Below are 15,376 nucleotides of genomic sequence, written 5' to 3' on the forward strand. Positions count from 1 at the left end.
GCTTATCGTGTGACCCTGATGAGACGCGGGCCAGCGTTGCCGCACCGGCCACAGCCCGCGCCGAGGGAGGATAACTTGGACACCAGCAACCGGGCGGGCGGGGCGCCTTCGCCCCGCTCCTGGCGGACGCCGGGATTCGTCATCGCCTGCGGCTGCCTGATCGCCATGCTGGCGTTCGGCCCGCGGTCCAGCATGGGCCTGTTCACCGCACCGCTGTCGGAGGCGCACGGCTGGGGCCGCGACGTCTTCGCCCTGTCGATCGCCATCCAGAATCTGGTCTGGGGCATCGGCACCCCCTTCGCCGGGGCGCTCTGCGACCGCTACGGCCCGGCGCTGGTGCTGGGGATCAGCGGCGTTCTCTACGCGCTGGGGCTGGCGCTGATGCCCTACGCCGACACGCCGCTGATGCTGCATCTCAGCTCCGGCCTGCTGATCGGTCTGGGTCTGGCCGGGGCGTCCTTCGGCATCGTCATCGCCGGCTTCAGCCGCATCGTCCCGCCGGAGAAGCGGAGCTGGTCGATGGGTGTCGCCACCGCCGCCGGCTCGATGGGCCAGTTCCTGTTCGCCCCCACCGGCCAGGCCTTCATCGCCGCCTATGGCTGGCAGACGGCGCTGATCCTGTTCGGCGCCTCGATGCTGATGATCCCGGTGCTCGCCTCCTCCTTCGCCGGGGCGGCCGGGTCGAAGAGCGCGCAGGCCGTCACCGGGGCCGACATCGGCTTCGCCGCGACGATCCGGCAGGCCTTCAAGCACCGCAGCTACGTCCTGCTGGTCACCGGCTTCTTCGTCTGCGGCTTCCAGCTCGCCTTCATCACCACGCACCTGCCGCCCTACCTGACCGCCGCCGGGATCAGCCCCGGCCTCGCCTCCTGGGCGATGGCGCTGATCGGGCTGTTCAACGTGGTCGGCTCCTACATGTCGGGCGTGCTGGGCGGCAAGATGAGCAAGCGCCTGCTGCTCTGCGCCAACTACACGCTGCGCGGCCTGTGCACGGCGCTCTTCATCCTGCTGCCGGTCACCCCGGTTTCGGTGATCCTCTACGCCGCGGCGATGGGCCTGCTGTGGCTGTCCACCGTGCCGCCGACCTCCGGCCTCGTCGTTCTGATGTTCGGAACACGCTATCTCGGCATGCTCTACGGCTTCGCCTTCCTCAGCCATCAGGTGGGCGGCTTCCTCGGCGTGTGGCTGGGCGGCGTGCTGTACGAGCGCATCGGCTCCTACGACGTGGTGTGGTGGGCCAGCGTGGCCCTGGCCTTTGCCGCCGCGGTGGTCAACTGGCCGATCGCCGAGAAGCCCGCCCCCGCCCTGGCGGCGGAAGCCAAGGCCTGACGGTCATGACGGACCCGGCGCCCGCCTCCTCTCCCGGCTTCGGCCACGGCTTCGCGCTGGCGCTCGGCGCGCTGGCGCTGGTCGTCTGGGCGATGGTGACGGGGGTGGCGCTGACTCAGGCGGCGCTCAACGAGGAAGACGGCGGCACGGTGCTCGCCATCTTCCCGCCGGGCACCCCGACCGCCGAGGCCTTCACCGCGGTGGTCCGCGCCGGTGGCCAGCCGGTGCGCCAGACCTGGATTCCCTTCGCCTGGGTCGCCCGCAGCGACGGCAGCGGCTTCGTGGGACGCCTGAAGGAAGAGGGGGCGGTCACCGCCTACGGCGAGCTGTCGGTCGGCCCGGCGCTGGGCGGCTGCGCGGTGGTCTCGCTGGACGACAAGAGGCCGGTCGGCTTCCAGTTCAAGTGACGTCACAAACCCGTCATCAAGCGGTAACGGGACCGCAGTTCGGCTATTGACAACCCCCGCAAGGAAGAGCAGGCTACCTCTCAGAGCAACACTGGTTGAGGTGAAGACGCGGTGGACACCGCATCAAGTTGGCCCAAAAGCCGGCTTCTCATCACAGCAAATGTTCCCGTAGCCAGGAGGGTGTGATTGTCATGAGTCCACCTGCGCTTACTTGAGGAAGCCGACCTGTTCGGCCACACATTTCTGAACATTGCCGTTGAGACGGCTCAACCATTGCGGATGTCCTGGCACAACCGCTGAAACCCCCGCCCCCCGCGCGGGGGTTTCGCTTTTTCGGCCTTCCACGCCGCGCGCCATGTTCTCGACGATCCGTCTTCTTGACCGCCCAAAGAAAAACCCCTCCCCCGCGGGTGCGGGAGAGGGGTGAAGGCGTCGTGTCGCTTCAAACAGGCCCGAGGGCCTGGGAGGCAATGCACCGGCCGGTCAGTACATGTGCTGGCCGCCGTTGATCGACAGGGTCGAGCCGGTGATGAAGCCGGCGTCGTCGCCGACCAGGAACAGCACGCCGCGGGCGATCTCCTCGGCCTTGCCGAGACGGCCGACCGGGATGCGGGCGACGATCTTCTCCAGCACGTTGGGCGGCACCGCGCGCACCATGTCGGTGTCGATGTAGCCCGGCGCGATGGCGTTGACGGTAACGCCCTTGGCCGCGCCCTCCTGGGCCAGCGCCTTGGTGAAGCCGTGGATGCCCGACTTGGCGGCGGCGTAGTTCACCTGACCGTACTGGCCGGCCTGGCCGTTCACCGAGCCGATGTTGACGATGCGGCCGAAGCCGCGCTCGCGCATGCCGTCGATGACGTTGCGGCAGAGGTTGAAGCAGGAGGTGAGGTTCGTCGCGATGACGTCGTTCCACTGCTGCGGGGTCATGCGGTGGATCACGCCGTCGCGGGTGATGCCCGCGTTGTTCACCACCACGTCCACCGGCCCGAGTTCGGCGGTGATCTTCGCGATGCCATCCTTCACGGCGTCGAAGTCCGACACGTCGAACTTGTAGACCGCGATGCCCGTGCGGGCCGAGAATTCCTTCGCCTTCTCATCGTTGCCGGCGTAGTTGGCGGCGACGACATAGCCGGCGTTCTTCAACGCGACGGAGATGGCTTCGCCGATACCGCGCGTTCCGCCCGTGACGACTGCAACTCGAGCCATTGGCTCCTCCCCCAAAGCTTGATGTTGGATTCTTTATCGGTTTCTGTAGGCGCACATACGAAACGGGCCGCACCCCGGAGGGAACGGCCCGCTTCTCATCAGCCCCGCTCGACGGTGAGGGCGATGCCCATGCCGCCGCCGATGCACAAGGTGGCGAGGCCCTTCTTGGCGTCGCGCTTCTGCATCTCATAGAGCAGGGTGGTCAGGACGCGGGCGCCGGACGCGCCGACCGGGTGGCCGAGCGCGATGGCGCCGCCGTTGACGTTGACCTTGGAGGTGTCCCAGCCAAGGTCCTTGTTGACGGCCAGGGCCTGCGCGGCGAAGGCCTCGTTCGCCTCGATCAGGTCCAGATCCTCATGCTTCCAGCCGGCCTTCTCCAGCGCGAGGCGGGAGGCCGGGATCGGGCCGGTGCCCATGATCGCCGGATCGACGCCGGCGGTCGCCCAGGACACGATGCGGGCCAGCGGGGTCAGGCCGCGCTTGGCCGCATTCTCGGCGGTCATCAGGACCAGCGCCGCGGCGCCGTCGTTGATGCCCGACGCGTTGCCGGCGGTCACCGTGCCCTCCTTGGAGAAGGCCGGGCGCAGCTTGGCCAGCGATTCCGCGGTGGTGCCGTGCTTCGGATACTCGTCGTCGGCGACGATGATGTCACCCTTGCGGCCCTTGATGGTGACCGGGATGATCTCGTCCTTGAAGCGGCCGGACTTCTGGGCAGCCTCGGCCTTCTGCTGCGAGGCGGCGGCGAAGGCGTCCTGCTCGTCGCGGGTCAGCTGCCACTTCTGGGCGACGTTCTCGGCCGTCGTGCCCATGTGGTAGCCCTTGAAGGCGTCCATCAGGCCGTCCTTCAGCATGGTGTCGAGCATCTCGGCGGCGCCCATCTTCACGCCGTTGCGCAGATGCATGACGTGCGGGGCCTGGCTCATGCTCTCCTGGCCGCCGACGACCATGACCTCGGCGTCGCCGTTGCGGATCGCCTGATAGCCGAGCGCCACCGAGCGCAGGCCCGAACCGCAGAGCTGGTTGATGCCGAAGGCGGTGGCGGAGGCCGGGATGCCGGCGTTGACGGCGGCCTGGCGGGCCGGGTTCTGGCCCTGACCGGCGGTCAGGATCTGGCCCAGGATGACCTCGGTCACCTCCGCGGCGTCGGTCTTGGCGCGGCTCAGCGCCTCGCGGATGGCGATCTCACCCAGGTAATGGGCCGGCACGGTGCTGAGCGCCCCGTTGAAGCTTCCGATGGGAGTACGCGCTGCGCTGGCGATCACAACCTCGGTCATGTTGACGCTCCTCAGATTTTGTCAGTTTTATTATCGTGTCAGTGGGCCGCACGGAGTGGGAAAAACCTTATGCGCGGATTTCCCACAATGCAAGACACCTGACTGGCTGCGGTTATCCTGCCGCACTAAGCCATTCGGCCAGGGGGCGCCAAACGCCTGTTTCAGCTCCGGCGCTGACCACCATGCCAATATGACCGAGCGGCGGCCTGATCATTTGCGCGCTGCCGATTGATCTTGCCAAGGCCACCGCGGAAGACGGCGGAACGATGCGGTCGCGCTCCGGGATCAGCGCCAGGACCGGCATGCGCAGCCGCGCCGGCTCCACCGGCTGGCCGGCGACCAGCCACGCGCCGCGCGCGGTGTCGTTGCGCCCGTACCAGCCGGCCAGCGTGTCGCGGGCCACCCCGGCGACCAGCGGCACCCCGTCGTTCAGCCAGTCCTCCAGCGACACGAAGGCGAGCGCGGCGCGGCTGTCCGGATCCATGCGGGCGAACTGCGAGAACTTCTTCAGCGCCAGCAGCGGGTCGAGCTGGGCGAACAGACCCTGCAGCGCGTCGACCGGCAGTTCCCCCCAGGCGTCGAGCAGCGGGCCGAAGGGCTGGAAAAAGCTCGCGGCGCGGCGGGCCATGCCCGCGTCCTCGGCGTGGAAGTCCCAGGGCGTGGCGAGCAGGCCGAGCGCCGCGACCTCCTTGGGGCGGCGCTGCGCCAGCGCGGTGGCGAGCAGCCCGCCCATGCAATAGCCGACCACCGGAACCGGCCGGCCCACCGCCTCCACCACCGCGGCGAGCGCGCGCTCCAGCCGCCCGGCGATGTAGTCGGTCAGGCTGTAGCGCCGCTCCAGCGGGCCGGGCGTGCCCCAGTCGATCAGGAAGGGGCGCAGCCCCTGCGCGGCCAGCCAGCGCATCAGGCTTTTGCGCGCCGACAGGTCGAGGATGTAGTGGCGGTTGACCAGCGACGGCACGAACAGCACCGGCGCGCCGGTCGCCGGGCCGAGGGCGCCGTAGTCGAGCAGCCGGGACGCCCCTTCCGTCCACGGCACGGGCGGGTCGGGAAGGTCGCGTCGGTAGGGGTGGTGGCGGTAGCGCTCGATCCCCGTCAAGGCGAGGCCGAGCTGGCGGCGGACCTCCCGGTCAACCGCCTGGGCGAACGCGTCCGCGTCGGTTGCGGCCACCCGCCGGCGGAGGTCCTCCGCCCGCTCCCGCAGATGCGGCTTCCATGGCAGCGAGCCGTTCCTCAAGTGCGGCAATGCGGCGGAGGAGCTGAGCAGTGTCGCCGCCACCGTCGCCAGATGCAGCGCCAGGGGCCGCGGCCCAAGCCGTGCGGTGGTGGGGTGCGGGGGGATCGTGGCGTTGTCCCCGGTCACGCGGCTCTCCTTCGGAGGACGGGTGAGATGGGGCCGGCGTTGGATTCCAGCCGGTGCCCGGCGGGCTGGTGTAGGCGAAACCGCCCGGCCCCAGGACGAAGGGCGCCATCGCCGCGGCACCCTGCGCCATCATCTGGAACAGGCGGGCGGCGGCATCGGCCATCTCGGGATCGGCGGCGCAGGCCGCCCATTGTTCCTGCCACAGGTCGAGGTACCGTTGCGCGAGCGTTTCCAGGGACGGGGTGTCGGATTCGGACGATTCGGCCATGGTCGGGAGTATATGAGGGAGGCGGTGCCCTTGACCAGAGCCGCGAAGGACCGATCGAAAATGCCGCAAATCCCGAATTATCGGGGCGGCGCGCATCCGGGGTCGCAGCGCTGCGGCACAGCACTGGACAGGGTGCATTCCTTCGAGTAGTCCTTATATCTGGAACATTCTCGCCGCACGACCCTTCTTGAAAGAAACAGCGATGGCCGACAAGGAAGACCAGAAGTCCGCGACGATCACGATCAAGAAGTACGCCAACCGGCGGCTCTACAACACGGCGACCAGCAGCTACGTGACGCTCGACCATCTCTGTCAGATGGTCAAGGACGGGCTCGACTTTGTGGTCTATGACGCGAAGACCGGAGAGGACATTACCCGCTCGGTGCTGACGCAGATCATCGTGGAGGAGGAGAGCAAGGGCCAGAACCTGCTGCCGATCAGCTTCCTGCGCCAGCTCATCGGCTTCTACGGCGACAACATGCAGTGGATGGTGCCGCGCTACCTCGAATATTCGATGCAGTCCTTCTCGCGCAACCAGGAGCAGATGCGCGACTATTTCCAGAACACGCTGGGCGGCATGTTCCCCTTCGGCCGGCTGGAGGAGGTCGGCAAGCAGAACATGGCGATGTTCGAGCGGGCCATGCGCATGTTCTCGCCCTTCGGCGGCGCCGAGGACGGGCAGCCCGGCGAACATCCCGCCGCCCCGCCCCGCCCGGCGGCTCCCGCCCCGTCCGCCGCTCCGCCCAACGGCGCGGCCGCGGCGGCCAGCCACACCTATGAGGAGCTTCAGAAGCAGATCGACGACCTGCAAAAGCAGATCGCCAGCATCGCCAAGCCGGCACGCCCGGCGAAGCCCGAAGGGAAGTGAACGGTCAGAACCATCGCACGGTCGGCCATCGCATCGACACGCATTGCGGTGCAGGGCGGGGAAAGTTCCCCGCCCTTTTCTGTTTTTTTCGGCACCAGCGGCACGCCCGGCTGTTTGTTCAATGGAACGGTCCAGAGGAGGAACGCCATGAAGACCGAGCTGCAGATGTCGATGGAACTGGAGGTTGCAGACACCCAGGACGCCCACCGTTTCGAGGAAAAGCTGCGCGGCTGGCTGCGCCACCAGAGTCAGGTGGTGTCGGTGTCCGCCACCCACAGCGGTGTCGGCAACGACGTCGCGTGGCGGGACGCCCGTCGGGCGGCGTTCGGCTCGCCCTTGCCGAATCCCTTCGCTCCGGGCCGCGGTCGCTGATTTCTGTAAGCTGATCGCCACCGAGGCGCCCGTTCTGCACCCCGTTGGGACAGGGCGGGCGCCTTCCGTCTTGAGAAGGCGCGTCAGCCGCGGAAGATGTGCGGCACCATCGCCGCGTCGGAGCCGACCCGCGGATCCGCCGATTCACGCACCGACATGCCCAGGCACTTGTCCCCGATGATCCAGCAGTGCAGGAGCGCGCGGACGCCCTCCTCCTCGAAGATCGGCGGGGTTTCCAGCCAGACCCGCCCCCCCGGATACTCGCCGCCGCCGCTGTCCGAAACGGCGCTGCCATGCGCGGTCATGCGCTGGGCCGCGTCGTCCAGCCCGAACAGGCTGCGCTCGGTCACCGCGTCGCAGCCGGCCAGTTCCTCGGGGTCGAGCGCGGCGCGGCACAGGTTCGGGTGGCGCGGGTAGAGCGACCAGAGCGTCGCCAGCAGCCCGTGGTTCGACATCGGCCAGCACCACAGCGGCGACAGCATGCTCATGCCGCCCATCCGCAGCTTCTGCAGGAAGGCGTCGTCGGCCAGACCCTGCCACGGGTAGATCTTCGCCAGCCAGGAGGCCGCCCGCCCCTCGTCGTCGATGAAGCGCTGGCCGTCCCAGCCCAGGCTCTGCAGCGGCAGCAGATGCGTGGCGATGCCGGCCTCCGCCGCGGTGGCGGCCAGATAGACCAGCTCGCTCTCGCGCATCGGGTCGGGGGTGGCGCAGGCCAGATGGAGGAGGCCGCGGCCCGGCATGCCCGCCGCCAGCTCCTCCCAGCGCTCCACCAGCCCTTCATGCAGGCCGTTGAACTGGTTGGCGTCGGCCATCAGGGCCTCGCGCCAGTTGCGCTGGATGATCGAGGCGGCGAACAGCCCCTCCGGCGTGTCGTAGTTGCAGGCCAGCAGCTTGACCGAATCGCGCCCGTCATAGGCCAGCGTCAGCCGCCCGATCAGCGCGCCGGCGCGCTCGTTCAGGCGGCCGGCCGCCCAATAGTCGTTCCAGGAGGCTTCGAGCAGACGCGCCACGCCGCCGCGCACCCCGAGCCGGGCCAGCGCCCGCCCGTCCACCGTCGCGCGCAGCGTCTCGCGCAGCATGGTGTGCAGCTCGTCGGCGACGCTTTCGATCAGGTCGATCTGATGGGCGGAGAACTCGTACCGCACGTCCTCGCGCCAGAAGGCGCCGGCGTTCATGGCGCGGACGCCGAAAGGGTATTTGCGGAGCCCCGGACGCCAATCCGCACGGGGTTTCATGACTGCTCTGCGCATCGTGTGCTTACCGGGCCGCCGGATTCAATCCATGGTTTTGCCCCGCTGCGGCGCGCCGCTTGCGGCCGTCCGGGATTCGGTGGGGGCGGATCATTGCGGCGCAAACGCGCCAACACAAGCGCCTTGCGCGCCCGTCCCTCCGATTTTCCACGCTTCCCCTCGCGGATCTCACAGGCCGGGTGGAAACGCCCGTCAATAGCTGCGGTCGGCCAGCCAAGCCGCGATGGCGTTCTCCATCGCCTCGGCGGTCGGATCGCCGTGCGCCGGGCCGGTTCCCACCATGGGAAGACGGGCCGCCGCAGCGATGTCCTCCGCCGGGGTACCGGTCCCGACAAACAGGTCGCAGCGCCGCAGCAGGGCGCACAGCCCGTCGAAACCCAACCGCCCTACCGCGTTCAGGCAGGCTGCCCCCGCCTCCTCGGCGATGCGCGCCGCGGCGCCCCTGGCGGCCTCCTCACCGACCAGGACCAGGGCGGTGTCGCCCCGCGCGGCAAGCCGGCGGCACAGCTCCGACAGGCTGCCGGTGCCGACGGACGCGGAGAGGCCGACCGCGCAACGCCAGCGCGCTGAAACGCCCTCGGCGAGAAGCGCGGCGGCGGCGCGCTCGCCGGCGGGGGAGGTCCAGACCTCCGTGGCGGGGTCCGGCTCTCCGGCGGTCAGCGCCCCCAGCAGGCCGGCGGGAGTCGGAGCGACGTGGGTCAGGAAGGCGTCGGCGTAATAGCCGCGCACCGGCCGGCCGACCCTGCAGCCAAGACGGAGCGGCGCCCCCGTATCCTGCATCAGGCGGTTGGCGAAGCTGGCATCCTCACCCCGGTGGGGATTGATCGTGAGGTCGAAGGCGCCGCTGAACTGCTGGCCGATTTCCTGGCGCACCGCGTTCACCAGCGCGTCGTCGGGCGCCCGCCCCTTCAGCGGCGGCAGGGTGACGCGCTGGTTGACGTAGGGGCAGAGGGCAAGCGCTGCCTCCGCGTCCGGCGTCGCGAAGACGGTGATCCGGGCCAGCGGCAAGGCCCGCCGCAGCTCCCGCAGGACGCCGGACGCCCGCAGCACGGCCCCCATCCCGTCCGGCAGGAACACGCCGACGCTGCGGATCAGGTCGGTCGGGAAGGGTTGCGGTTCGCCGGGGACGAGCGTGCGGCGGCGGACGGCGGGGCCGGAGTTCCGCAGCAGCGCCATCGCCGGAGCGGTCGAGGCGCCCCGCGCCGGCGGCACGAAGCCCCAGCGTCCGTCGGCATCCGGGCGCGCCAGCGGCTCCACCATGGCATGCTCGGCGCGCGAGACGGTCGCCGCGTCGGTCACCCAAGGGAAGAAATCGCGCAGCGGGAGGGTGCCGTTGCCGACCGTTCGGCCCGCCGCCTGCAGGGCATCCCACCGACCGACCGCGCCGTCGTAGCCGTAATAAATTTCCTTGAACGCGACCTGCTCCCGCGTCGCGTAGGCGAAATGCTGGAAGACCAGCCCGCCCGCCGCCGTCTCCTCGTGCAGGAAGGGGTTGGCCGCGCCGAGTTCGAGGTCCGACCCGTCGGGCTGTGGGCGCATCAGCCGGGGCGGGACGTGCGAGTGCCAGTAATCCCCCGGCCGGTACCGCCATGTGCGCAACCATTCGTAGGCGCGGTAATTGCCGTACTGGTCCAGCCGGTCGAGGACCAGGGACGGGCCGACGAAGAAATGGCAGAGGTAGAGAGCCGCCGTGCGCGACGGCGAATCGAGGAACATCCGGCGCGCCCGGGCGATCTGCTCCGCCGTCCACAGCTCGTCCGCGTCGACCTGCCAGAGCAGGCAGTCCTCGGTCATGGCGGCCAGCGGCGCGGTCACCATCTCCACCTTGCCCTGCCAGAACACGCCGGGCGGCTTGCGGTAGACCGACACGCGCCCGGGCTCCTCCGCGGCGATGCGGTCGAGATACTCCGAGGTCCCGTCGTTGCTGCGGCCGTCGCGGTGAAGGTCCTGCGGGACGCGCCCGCCCCGCTGCGCGCACCAGGAGGAGTCGCGGACCTGCTCCGCCACCCCCTCCACGATGTGCCAATGCCAGGGGAAGGGCAACTGGCGGAACACCTCCAGGTGATAGCGGATGAAGGGATCGCCGTTCAGCACGATGGTCAGGAAATGAACCGGTAGCATGCCCGCAACCCCGTCCTTCGCCCGTTGATCCGTCCTCGCGCAGTCCGCAGGACCTTGTCGGTTCCGCGGGAGCGGTGTCAAGGAAGCCGTGCGACTCCCCCGATGGGGCGCCATCCCCCTCTTGACGGCGGGGGACCCCGCCCCTACCCTGGCGGCGGTTATGGTTCCCCGCGTCCTCCGGTCGCGGGGCTAAGAGGGAAGCCGGTGCGCCGCCCCGATCGGGGAGATACGGCAAATCCGGCGCTGCCCCCGCAACTGTGAGCGGTGAGCGGCCTCGTCCTTTCCGTGTCACTGGCGCCGCCTGCGGGAACGGGCGCCGGGAAGGCCGGACGATGCCGCCTTGACCCGCGAGCCAGGAGACCTGCCGTAACCGAACGTACGTCCTCGGGCGGGGTGCCCCGGTGGTCGCTTGCCGATGTCCGGCCCGACGGCCGCCCGTCTTCCGCAAGCCGTCCCCCCGGTGCGCCCATTCAGGGGACCAAGGGGGTTGCGATGCCGGTGCCTGCCAGCAACGACGCCCCTCCCAACGCATGGCAGACTCGGAAAGGGCATAGAGCATGCACATCGAACCCGGCGTCGTGGACGGCGCCAAGATCGCTCTCAGCTACGCGACGGCCGCCGGCGGCTTCGCGATGGCCGGAAAGCTGGCGCGCGACGACGTCCGCAACAACGGCGGGATCGCGCCGCTGGTGCTGCGCAGCCTGATCGCCACCGCGCTGGTCTTCAGCTTCTTCGAGGTGTTCCCGCACCACCCCGTGGGCGTGTCGGAGGTTCACCTGATCCTCGGTTCGACGCTGCTCCTGCTGTTCGGCGCCGGTGCCGCCTCCATCGGCCTCGCCGCCGGCCTGCTGATCCAGGGCCTGTTCTTCGCGCCGTTCGACCTGCCGCAGTACGGCATGAACGTCACCACGCTGCTGGTCCCGCTGTGGGGCATCAGCCTGCTGGCGAAGCGGATCGTTCCCGACGCCACCCCCTATGTCGACCTGAAGTACTCGCAGGCGCTGGCCCTCTCCACCGCCTACCAGGGCGGCATCGTCGCCTGGGTGGCCTTCTGGGCCTTCTACGGCCACGGCTTCACCGCCGAGACCATGACGGAAGTCGCCTCCTTCGGCGCCGCCTACATGACCGTCATCATCGTCGAGCCGCTGGCCGACCTCGCCGTGCTGGCCGTCGCCAAGGCGCTGCGCCGCCAGAGCCAGGGGCCGCTGTTCAACATCCGCCTGCACCAGGGCGCCTGACCGGCCCTCTGGACCAGACGGTTCGAAGGAAGGGCGGCGGGGACATCCCCGCCGCCCTTTTCCGTTCAGATCACCAGTTCGCCTTTGCGGATCGCCGCGTAGCGGCGGTTCACCGCGCCCCAGTCGACCACGTTCCACCAAGCCGCCAGATAATCGGCGCGCCGGTTCTGGTACTTCAGATAATAGGCGTGCTCCCACACGTCGTTGCCCATCAGCACCGGCACGCCCTCCATGGCCGGCGAATCCTGGTTCGGACGCGCGGCGATGGCCAGCTTGCCCGACGACGGGTCGGCGGTGACGAAGACCCAGCCGCTGCCGAACTGCCCGGCGCCCGCCGTGTTGAAGCGCGTCTTGAAGTCGTCGAAGCCGCCGAAGTCGCGCGTGATGGCCGCCCCCACCTCGCCGTCCGGCGCACCGCCGGCGTTCGGCCCCATGATGCTCCAGAACATGCTGTGATTCGCGTGCCCGCCGCCGTTGTTGCGCACCGCGGTGCGGATGCTCTCCGGCAGTTCCGGCACGCGCTTCAGCAGGTCGGCCAGCGGCATCGCCTGGAGATCGCCATGGTTGGCGAGGGCCTTGTTGAGGTTGTCGACATAGGCCTGATGGTGCTTGTCATGGTGCACGCTCATCGTCATCGCGTCGATGTGCGGCTCCAGCGCGGCGGGCGCGTAGGGCAGCGGCGGCAGCGTGAAGCCCTTGCCGCCCGGTGCCTGGCCTGCTGTTTGAGCCCAAACGAAGCGCGGCGCCGCAGCCAGCACCAGCGCGGCGGCGCCGGCGGACAGCAGCAGTTGGCGGCGATCCAGGCGAACGGACATGAGACCTCCCAATGTTGTGTTTCGTGCCGAACGGCGGGGAAGCCACAGCCTCAGTGCGCCTCCCAACTCACTCAACAGGGCAATGGGCGTAGTCACTCGGTACCGGCGCACCGCGCGCCGACCGATTTCTACAGGCGGGCCTTTCCCGCCAACCCGGCGGACGACACGCGGGCCATGCCCAGCGCCACGGTCCGCCAACGCCCCAGACGGAACCGCGAGGGGGCGGCCGACGGCTTGCGGACCGGCGCGGCCGTGACCGTCTCCGCCGCCTCGAGGATCCCGCGGGCGCGGCGCTCGCGCAGCAGCAGGCGCATCACCTCCTCCTCCGTGACGGGGCGTCCGGCCCTGGCGGTGGCGAGGCTGGCGGTGTCCTGGAGGGCGGCGACCTGCGCCAGGGTGCCGGTCAGCCCCTTGGCCGCGGCGGTGGTCAGCGCTTCGCGATGAATGGCGAGGATGAACGGCTTCAGCCCACGGTCGGGCGTTCCCTGCGGCGGTGTCGGCATGGCGGAAGGGCTCCGGGGATTCGTTCGATCGGGTAGGCCATCATCCAACCGATAACGCCGCCGCGGCAAAGGCCCCTTCGGATTAGTCCCGCCGGTCTCCGCCGGAGGAGCGGCCCTCAGCGGGCCACGTACCAGTCCGTCCGGTGGTTGAAGGCGACGAAGGCGTTCAGCACCGCCGCGCCCAGCATCGAGGCCAGCACCGCCTTCCCGTCGATGACGAAGACCGCCATGGAGAAGATCACCACGTCGAACATGGCCTGGAGCCAGCCGGCGCGGAAGCCCGTCTTCTCCTGGATGTAGAAGGCGAGAATCCCCACCCCGCCGCCGCTGGAGCCGTGGCGGAACAGGCCGATGACCCCGATGCCGATGCAGAAGCCCGCCAGGACCGCCGCCACATAGGGGTGCAGCGCGTCGTAGCGGATCGCGTGGGGCGCCAGCGTGGTCAGCACCGAGATGCTCGTCACCGCCAGAAGCGACTTGGCGGTGAAGCGCCAGCCGATGCGCGCCAGCGCCAGCGCGTAGAAGGGCAGGTTCACCACGAAGAACACCGGGCCGAAATCCAACCCCGTGGCGTAGGCGATGACGAAGGACAGCCCCGCCGCCTGCCCGGTGATCAATCCGGCGGCATGCAGTATGGAAATCCCGAACGCGGTCATGATGATGCCGAACAGCTGCCCCTGCGCATTATCAAATGCGCTGTGCGCCGCCCGTTTGGTTTCATTTGTTGCAACGGCAGTGTTTGGGGCCACGGATACTGCACTTTTCTTGAGCACGCTCGGCACCTTCCAGACTTCATTCCATATCGACAGTATCATCAAAGACCAGACCAAGAATAGAGCGGCGTAAATTCGTCCGCCTCCCCCGCAATCCGTGGGGCAACGCTGCTTCGTGTTCCCGTCGCCCCTCCCCTCGCCGTCGATTCCTCCGGATGGCGCCGGCTTTCCGGGCCGGGGCGCGGGCGGTGGGACGCGGAATTGCGTGGCCTTGCGGCCATCGTTGCGCCCGCTGCGCAAGAATCGGTCGCGCCGACACCACACGCTTTCTCCGCATCGATCGCCGAAGCGCAACCCAGGCGCACAAAACTCACGCGGTCTGCCGGATTCTTTCGCCGGATAGACCAATCGGACGGCATCCCACATCGCTACAGTCGCACCGTCCGCTGTTCACGCATCCCATGGTCGCATGAGGCTGCGCGAATGAGCGACGCCACCAGCGGCCGCCTTTGAAACCGGCCCCACCAGTGAGGAAAGACAATGGCATTTCCGACCGCCGTGAACGACCAGATCACCGATTCCGTCACCCAGGCCAACACCAAGGTCCTGGGCGACGCTCCGGCGATCGCCATGGGCAACCTGTTCCAGGCCACGGCCCAGGCGCTGGCCAACGCGGCCCACAACGCCACCAACGCCCAGCAGCAGTCCTACGTGACCGCGCAGGCCGCCACCACCCAGGGCGTGGCCACGCTCTACTCGATCGACACCGCCTCCACCGGCGTGGCGACGAAGAGCATCCTCAGCACCGGCGTCAAGGGCCTCGGCTCGTAAGCCGGACCCAAGCCGCCGTCGACGTTTCAAATCACCTGCGCCACCCCGCCTTCCATGAGGGACGGCGGGCGGGCGGCAGGCAACCGAAGAGGACGAACAAATGGCTTTCCCGACCGCCGTGAACGACCAGATCACCGATTCCGTCACCCAGGCCAACACCAAGGTCCTGGGCGACGCTCCGGCGATCGCCATGGGCAACCTGTTCCAGGCCACGGCCCAGGCGCTGGCCAACGCGGCCCACAACGCCACCAACAACCAGCAGCAGTCCTACGTGACCATGCAGGCCGCCACGACCATGGGCGTCGCCACGCTCTACTCGATCGACACCGCCTCCACCGGCGTCGCCACCAAGTCGATCCTGGGGAGCTGATGAGCCGACCGGCCAGGACCGGGCGCCCGCGGGCATCCGGAACGGGCCGCCGGCCATCCACCCCGAACCATTCGCCAAGGAATAACGTCAGATGGCTTTCCCGACGGCAGTCAACAGCCAGATCACCGATTCCGTAGCCCAGAGCAACGTCCAGGTCGTTGGCAGCTCGCCGGCGATCGCCATGGGCAACCTGTACCAGGCCACCGCCCAGGCGCTGGCCAACGCGGCCCACAACGCGACCCTGGCGCAGCAGCAGATGTACGTCACGGCGCAGGCCGCCACGACGACGGGCGTCGCGATGCTCTACTCCATCGACACCGCGACCACCGGCGCCGCCACGTCGAAGCTCCTCGGCTGACCGGACGGCGGACGCGGCACCCGCCGCCGTCCGCCGCACCGCCGCCGGCGCTTTGGCCTCAAACCAACGCAACATCCGATGTAAGGAGCG

Annotated in this window: 17 protein-coding genes and 1 riboswitch; of the genes, 9 read left to right on the forward strand and 8 right to left on the reverse strand. The window is 69.1% G+C overall.

What is annotated here, in order from left to right:
- Nucleotides 1–75 precede the first annotated feature (75 nt).
- Both ACFPMG_RS15980 and ACFPMG_RS15985 read left to right on the forward strand, forming a co-directional pair.
- Entirely contained in the window at nucleotides 76–1,329 is a 1,254-nt protein-coding gene (locus ACFPMG_RS15980) for an MFS transporter (RefSeq protein WP_376996115.1), read from the forward strand.
- Nucleotides 1,330–1,334: 5 nt separating this feature from the next.
- Nucleotides 1,335–1,736 carry a hypothetical protein gene (locus tag ACFPMG_RS15985; protein WP_376996116.1) on the forward strand — a complete coding sequence of 134 codons (402 nt, stop codon included), beginning with the start codon at nucleotides 1,335–1,337 and terminating at the stop codon, nucleotides 1,734–1,736.
- Nucleotides 1,737–2,219: 483 nt separating this feature from the next.
- Here ACFPMG_RS15985 and phbB read toward each other — a convergent pair whose 3' ends face one another.
- The 3 genes from phbB to ACFPMG_RS16000 form a co-directional block, all read right to left on the reverse strand.
- Complete coding sequence (phbB, locus tag ACFPMG_RS15990) at nucleotides 2,220–2,942, reverse strand: acetoacetyl-CoA reductase (protein WP_119510469.1); 723 nt, start codon at nucleotides 2,940–2,942, stop codon at nucleotides 2,220–2,222.
- Between the two features lie 98 nt (nucleotides 2,943–3,040).
- Nucleotides 3,041–4,216 (reverse strand): acetyl-CoA C-acetyltransferase, encoded by a 1,176-nt coding sequence (locus ACFPMG_RS15995; RefSeq protein ID WP_376996118.1) that lies wholly within the window; start codon nucleotides 4,214–4,216, stop codon nucleotides 3,041–3,043.
- A gap of 112 nt (nucleotides 4,217–4,328) precedes the next feature.
- Complete coding sequence (locus ACFPMG_RS16000; RefSeq protein WP_376996120.1) at nucleotides 4,329–5,579, reverse strand: alpha/beta fold hydrolase; 1,251 nt, start codon at nucleotides 5,577–5,579, stop codon at nucleotides 4,329–4,331.
- A 470-nt stretch (nucleotides 5,580–6,049) separates the two neighbouring features.
- On the opposite strand from ACFPMG_RS16000, the gene phaR reads away from it, so the two are divergent.
- On the forward strand, nucleotides 6,050–6,715 hold the full coding sequence (phaR, locus tag ACFPMG_RS16005; RefSeq protein ID WP_376996121.1) for a polyhydroxyalkanoate synthesis repressor PhaR: 666 nt from the start codon (nucleotides 6,050–6,052) through the stop codon (nucleotides 6,713–6,715).
- 147 nt (nucleotides 6,716–6,862) lie between these two features.
- Nucleotides 6,863–7,087: a hypothetical protein gene (locus ACFPMG_RS16010; protein ID WP_376996123.1), complete on the forward strand. Its 225-nt coding sequence runs from the start codon at nucleotides 6,863–6,865 to the stop codon at nucleotides 7,085–7,087.
- An 83-nt stretch (nucleotides 7,088–7,170) separates the two neighbouring features.
- Here ACFPMG_RS16010 and ACFPMG_RS16015 read toward each other — a convergent pair whose 3' ends face one another.
- Both ACFPMG_RS16015 and ACFPMG_RS16020 read right to left on the reverse strand, forming a co-directional pair.
- Entirely contained in the window at nucleotides 7,171–8,322 is a 1,152-nt protein-coding gene (locus ACFPMG_RS16015; RefSeq protein WP_376996125.1) for a glutathionylspermidine synthase family protein, read from the reverse strand.
- Nucleotides 8,323–8,529: 207 nt separating this feature from the next.
- Nucleotides 8,530–10,458 (reverse strand): glycosyltransferase family 9 protein, encoded by a 1,929-nt coding sequence (locus ACFPMG_RS16020; RefSeq protein WP_376996127.1) that lies wholly within the window; start codon nucleotides 10,456–10,458, stop codon nucleotides 8,530–8,532.
- 144 nt (nucleotides 10,459–10,602) lie between these two features.
- Nucleotides 10,603–10,841: riboswitch (cobalamin riboswitch) on the forward strand.
- 174 nt (nucleotides 10,842–11,015) lie between these two features.
- Here ACFPMG_RS16020 and ACFPMG_RS16025 point away from each other — a divergent pair.
- The gene (locus tag ACFPMG_RS16025) at nucleotides 11,016–11,696 is read left to right on the forward strand and encodes an energy-coupling factor ABC transporter permease (protein WP_349599314.1); all 681 of its coding nucleotides are present in this window, start codon (nucleotides 11,016–11,018) and stop codon (nucleotides 11,694–11,696) included.
- A 65-nt stretch (nucleotides 11,697–11,761) separates the two neighbouring features.
- Here ACFPMG_RS16025 and ACFPMG_RS16030 read toward each other — a convergent pair whose 3' ends face one another.
- From ACFPMG_RS16030 to ACFPMG_RS16040, 3 genes are all read right to left on the reverse strand, one after another.
- On the reverse strand, nucleotides 11,762–12,511 hold the full coding sequence (locus ACFPMG_RS16030) for a superoxide dismutase (RefSeq protein WP_376996129.1): 750 nt from the start codon (nucleotides 12,509–12,511) through the stop codon (nucleotides 11,762–11,764).
- A 128-nt stretch (nucleotides 12,512–12,639) separates the two neighbouring features.
- Nucleotides 12,640–13,014, reverse strand: a complete 375-nt coding sequence (locus ACFPMG_RS16035; protein WP_376996130.1) for a hypothetical protein — start codon at nucleotides 13,012–13,014, stop codon at nucleotides 12,640–12,642.
- A 116-nt stretch (nucleotides 13,015–13,130) separates the two neighbouring features.
- On the reverse strand, nucleotides 13,131–13,670 hold the full coding sequence (locus ACFPMG_RS16040) for a YitT family protein (protein ID WP_035680652.1): 540 nt from the start codon (nucleotides 13,668–13,670) through the stop codon (nucleotides 13,131–13,133).
- On the opposite strand from ACFPMG_RS16040, the gene ACFPMG_RS16045 reads away from it, so the two are divergent.
- From ACFPMG_RS16045 to ACFPMG_RS16060, 4 genes are all read left to right on the forward strand, one after another.
- On the forward strand, nucleotides 13,669–13,860 hold the full coding sequence (locus ACFPMG_RS16045; RefSeq protein WP_162473423.1) for a hypothetical protein: 192 nt from the start codon (nucleotides 13,669–13,671) through the stop codon (nucleotides 13,858–13,860). The genes ACFPMG_RS16040 and ACFPMG_RS16045 overlap by 2 nt on opposite strands.
- Nucleotides 13,861–14,267: 407 nt before the next feature.
- Nucleotides 14,268–14,558 carry a RebB family R body protein gene (locus ACFPMG_RS16050; RefSeq protein WP_014200159.1) on the forward strand — a complete coding sequence of 97 codons (291 nt, stop codon included), beginning with the start codon at nucleotides 14,268–14,270 and terminating at the stop codon, nucleotides 14,556–14,558.
- Nucleotides 14,559–14,658: 100 nt separating this feature from the next.
- Complete coding sequence (locus ACFPMG_RS16055; RefSeq protein ID WP_014200160.1) at nucleotides 14,659–14,928, forward strand: RebB family R body protein; 270 nt, start codon at nucleotides 14,659–14,661, stop codon at nucleotides 14,926–14,928.
- A 91-nt stretch (nucleotides 14,929–15,019) separates the two neighbouring features.
- Entirely contained in the window at nucleotides 15,020–15,286 is a 267-nt protein-coding gene (locus tag ACFPMG_RS16060) for a RebB family R body protein (protein ID WP_014200161.1), read from the forward strand.
- Nucleotides 15,287–15,376 lie beyond the last annotated feature (90 nt).

Origin of the sequence: Azospirillum himalayense (assembly GCF_042657465.1) — a bacterium.
GTDB classification, from domain to species: domain Bacteria; phylum Pseudomonadota; class Alphaproteobacteria; order Azospirillales; family Azospirillaceae; genus Azospirillum; species Azospirillum himalayense.

Excerpts from the sequence above, each read along its gene's own strand:
- ACFPMG_RS15985 (WP_376996116.1), top strand. The coding sequence starts at position 1,335 with ATGACGGACCCGGCGCCCGCCTCCTCTCCCGGCTTCGGCCACGGCTTC.
- phbB (WP_119510469.1), bottom strand. The coding sequence starts at position 2,942 with ATGGCTCGAGTTGCAGTCGTCACGGGCGGAACGCGCGGTATCGGCGAA.
- ACFPMG_RS15995 (WP_376996118.1), bottom strand. The coding sequence starts at position 4,216 with ATGACCGAGGTTGTGATCGCCAGCGCAGCGCGTACTCCCATCGGAAGC.
- phaR (WP_376996121.1), top strand. The coding sequence starts at position 6,050 with ATGGCCGACAAGGAAGACCAGAAGTCCGCGACGATCACGATCAAGAAG.
- ACFPMG_RS16010 (WP_376996123.1), top strand. The coding sequence starts at position 6,863 with ATGAAGACCGAGCTGCAGATGTCGATGGAACTGGAGGTTGCAGACACC.
- ACFPMG_RS16015 (WP_376996125.1), bottom strand. The coding sequence starts at position 8,322 with ATGAAACCCCGTGCGGATTGGCGTCCGGGGCTCCGCAAATACCCTTTC.
- ACFPMG_RS16020 (WP_376996127.1), bottom strand. The coding sequence starts at position 10,458 with ATGCTACCGGTTCATTTCCTGACCATCGTGCTGAACGGCGATCCCTTC.
- ACFPMG_RS16025 (WP_349599314.1), top strand. The coding sequence starts at position 11,016 with ATGCACATCGAACCCGGCGTCGTGGACGGCGCCAAGATCGCTCTCAGC.
- ACFPMG_RS16030 (WP_376996129.1), bottom strand. The coding sequence starts at position 12,511 with ATGTCCGTTCGCCTGGATCGCCGCCAACTGCTGCTGTCCGCCGGCGCC.
- ACFPMG_RS16035 (WP_376996130.1), bottom strand. The coding sequence starts at position 13,014 with ATGCCGACACCGCCGCAGGGAACGCCCGACCGTGGGCTGAAGCCGTTC.
- ACFPMG_RS16045 (WP_162473423.1), top strand. The coding sequence starts at position 13,669 with ATGATGATGCCGAACAGCTGCCCCTGCGCATTATCAAATGCGCTGTGC.
- ACFPMG_RS16040 (WP_035680652.1), bottom strand. The coding sequence starts at position 13,670 with ATGACCGCGTTCGGGATTTCCATACTGCATGCCGCCGGATTGATCACC.
- ACFPMG_RS16050 (WP_014200159.1), top strand. The coding sequence starts at position 14,268 with ATGGCATTTCCGACCGCCGTGAACGACCAGATCACCGATTCCGTCACC.
- ACFPMG_RS16055 (WP_014200160.1), top strand. The coding sequence starts at position 14,659 with ATGGCTTTCCCGACCGCCGTGAACGACCAGATCACCGATTCCGTCACC.
- ACFPMG_RS16060 (WP_014200161.1), top strand. The coding sequence starts at position 15,020 with ATGGCTTTCCCGACGGCAGTCAACAGCCAGATCACCGATTCCGTAGCC.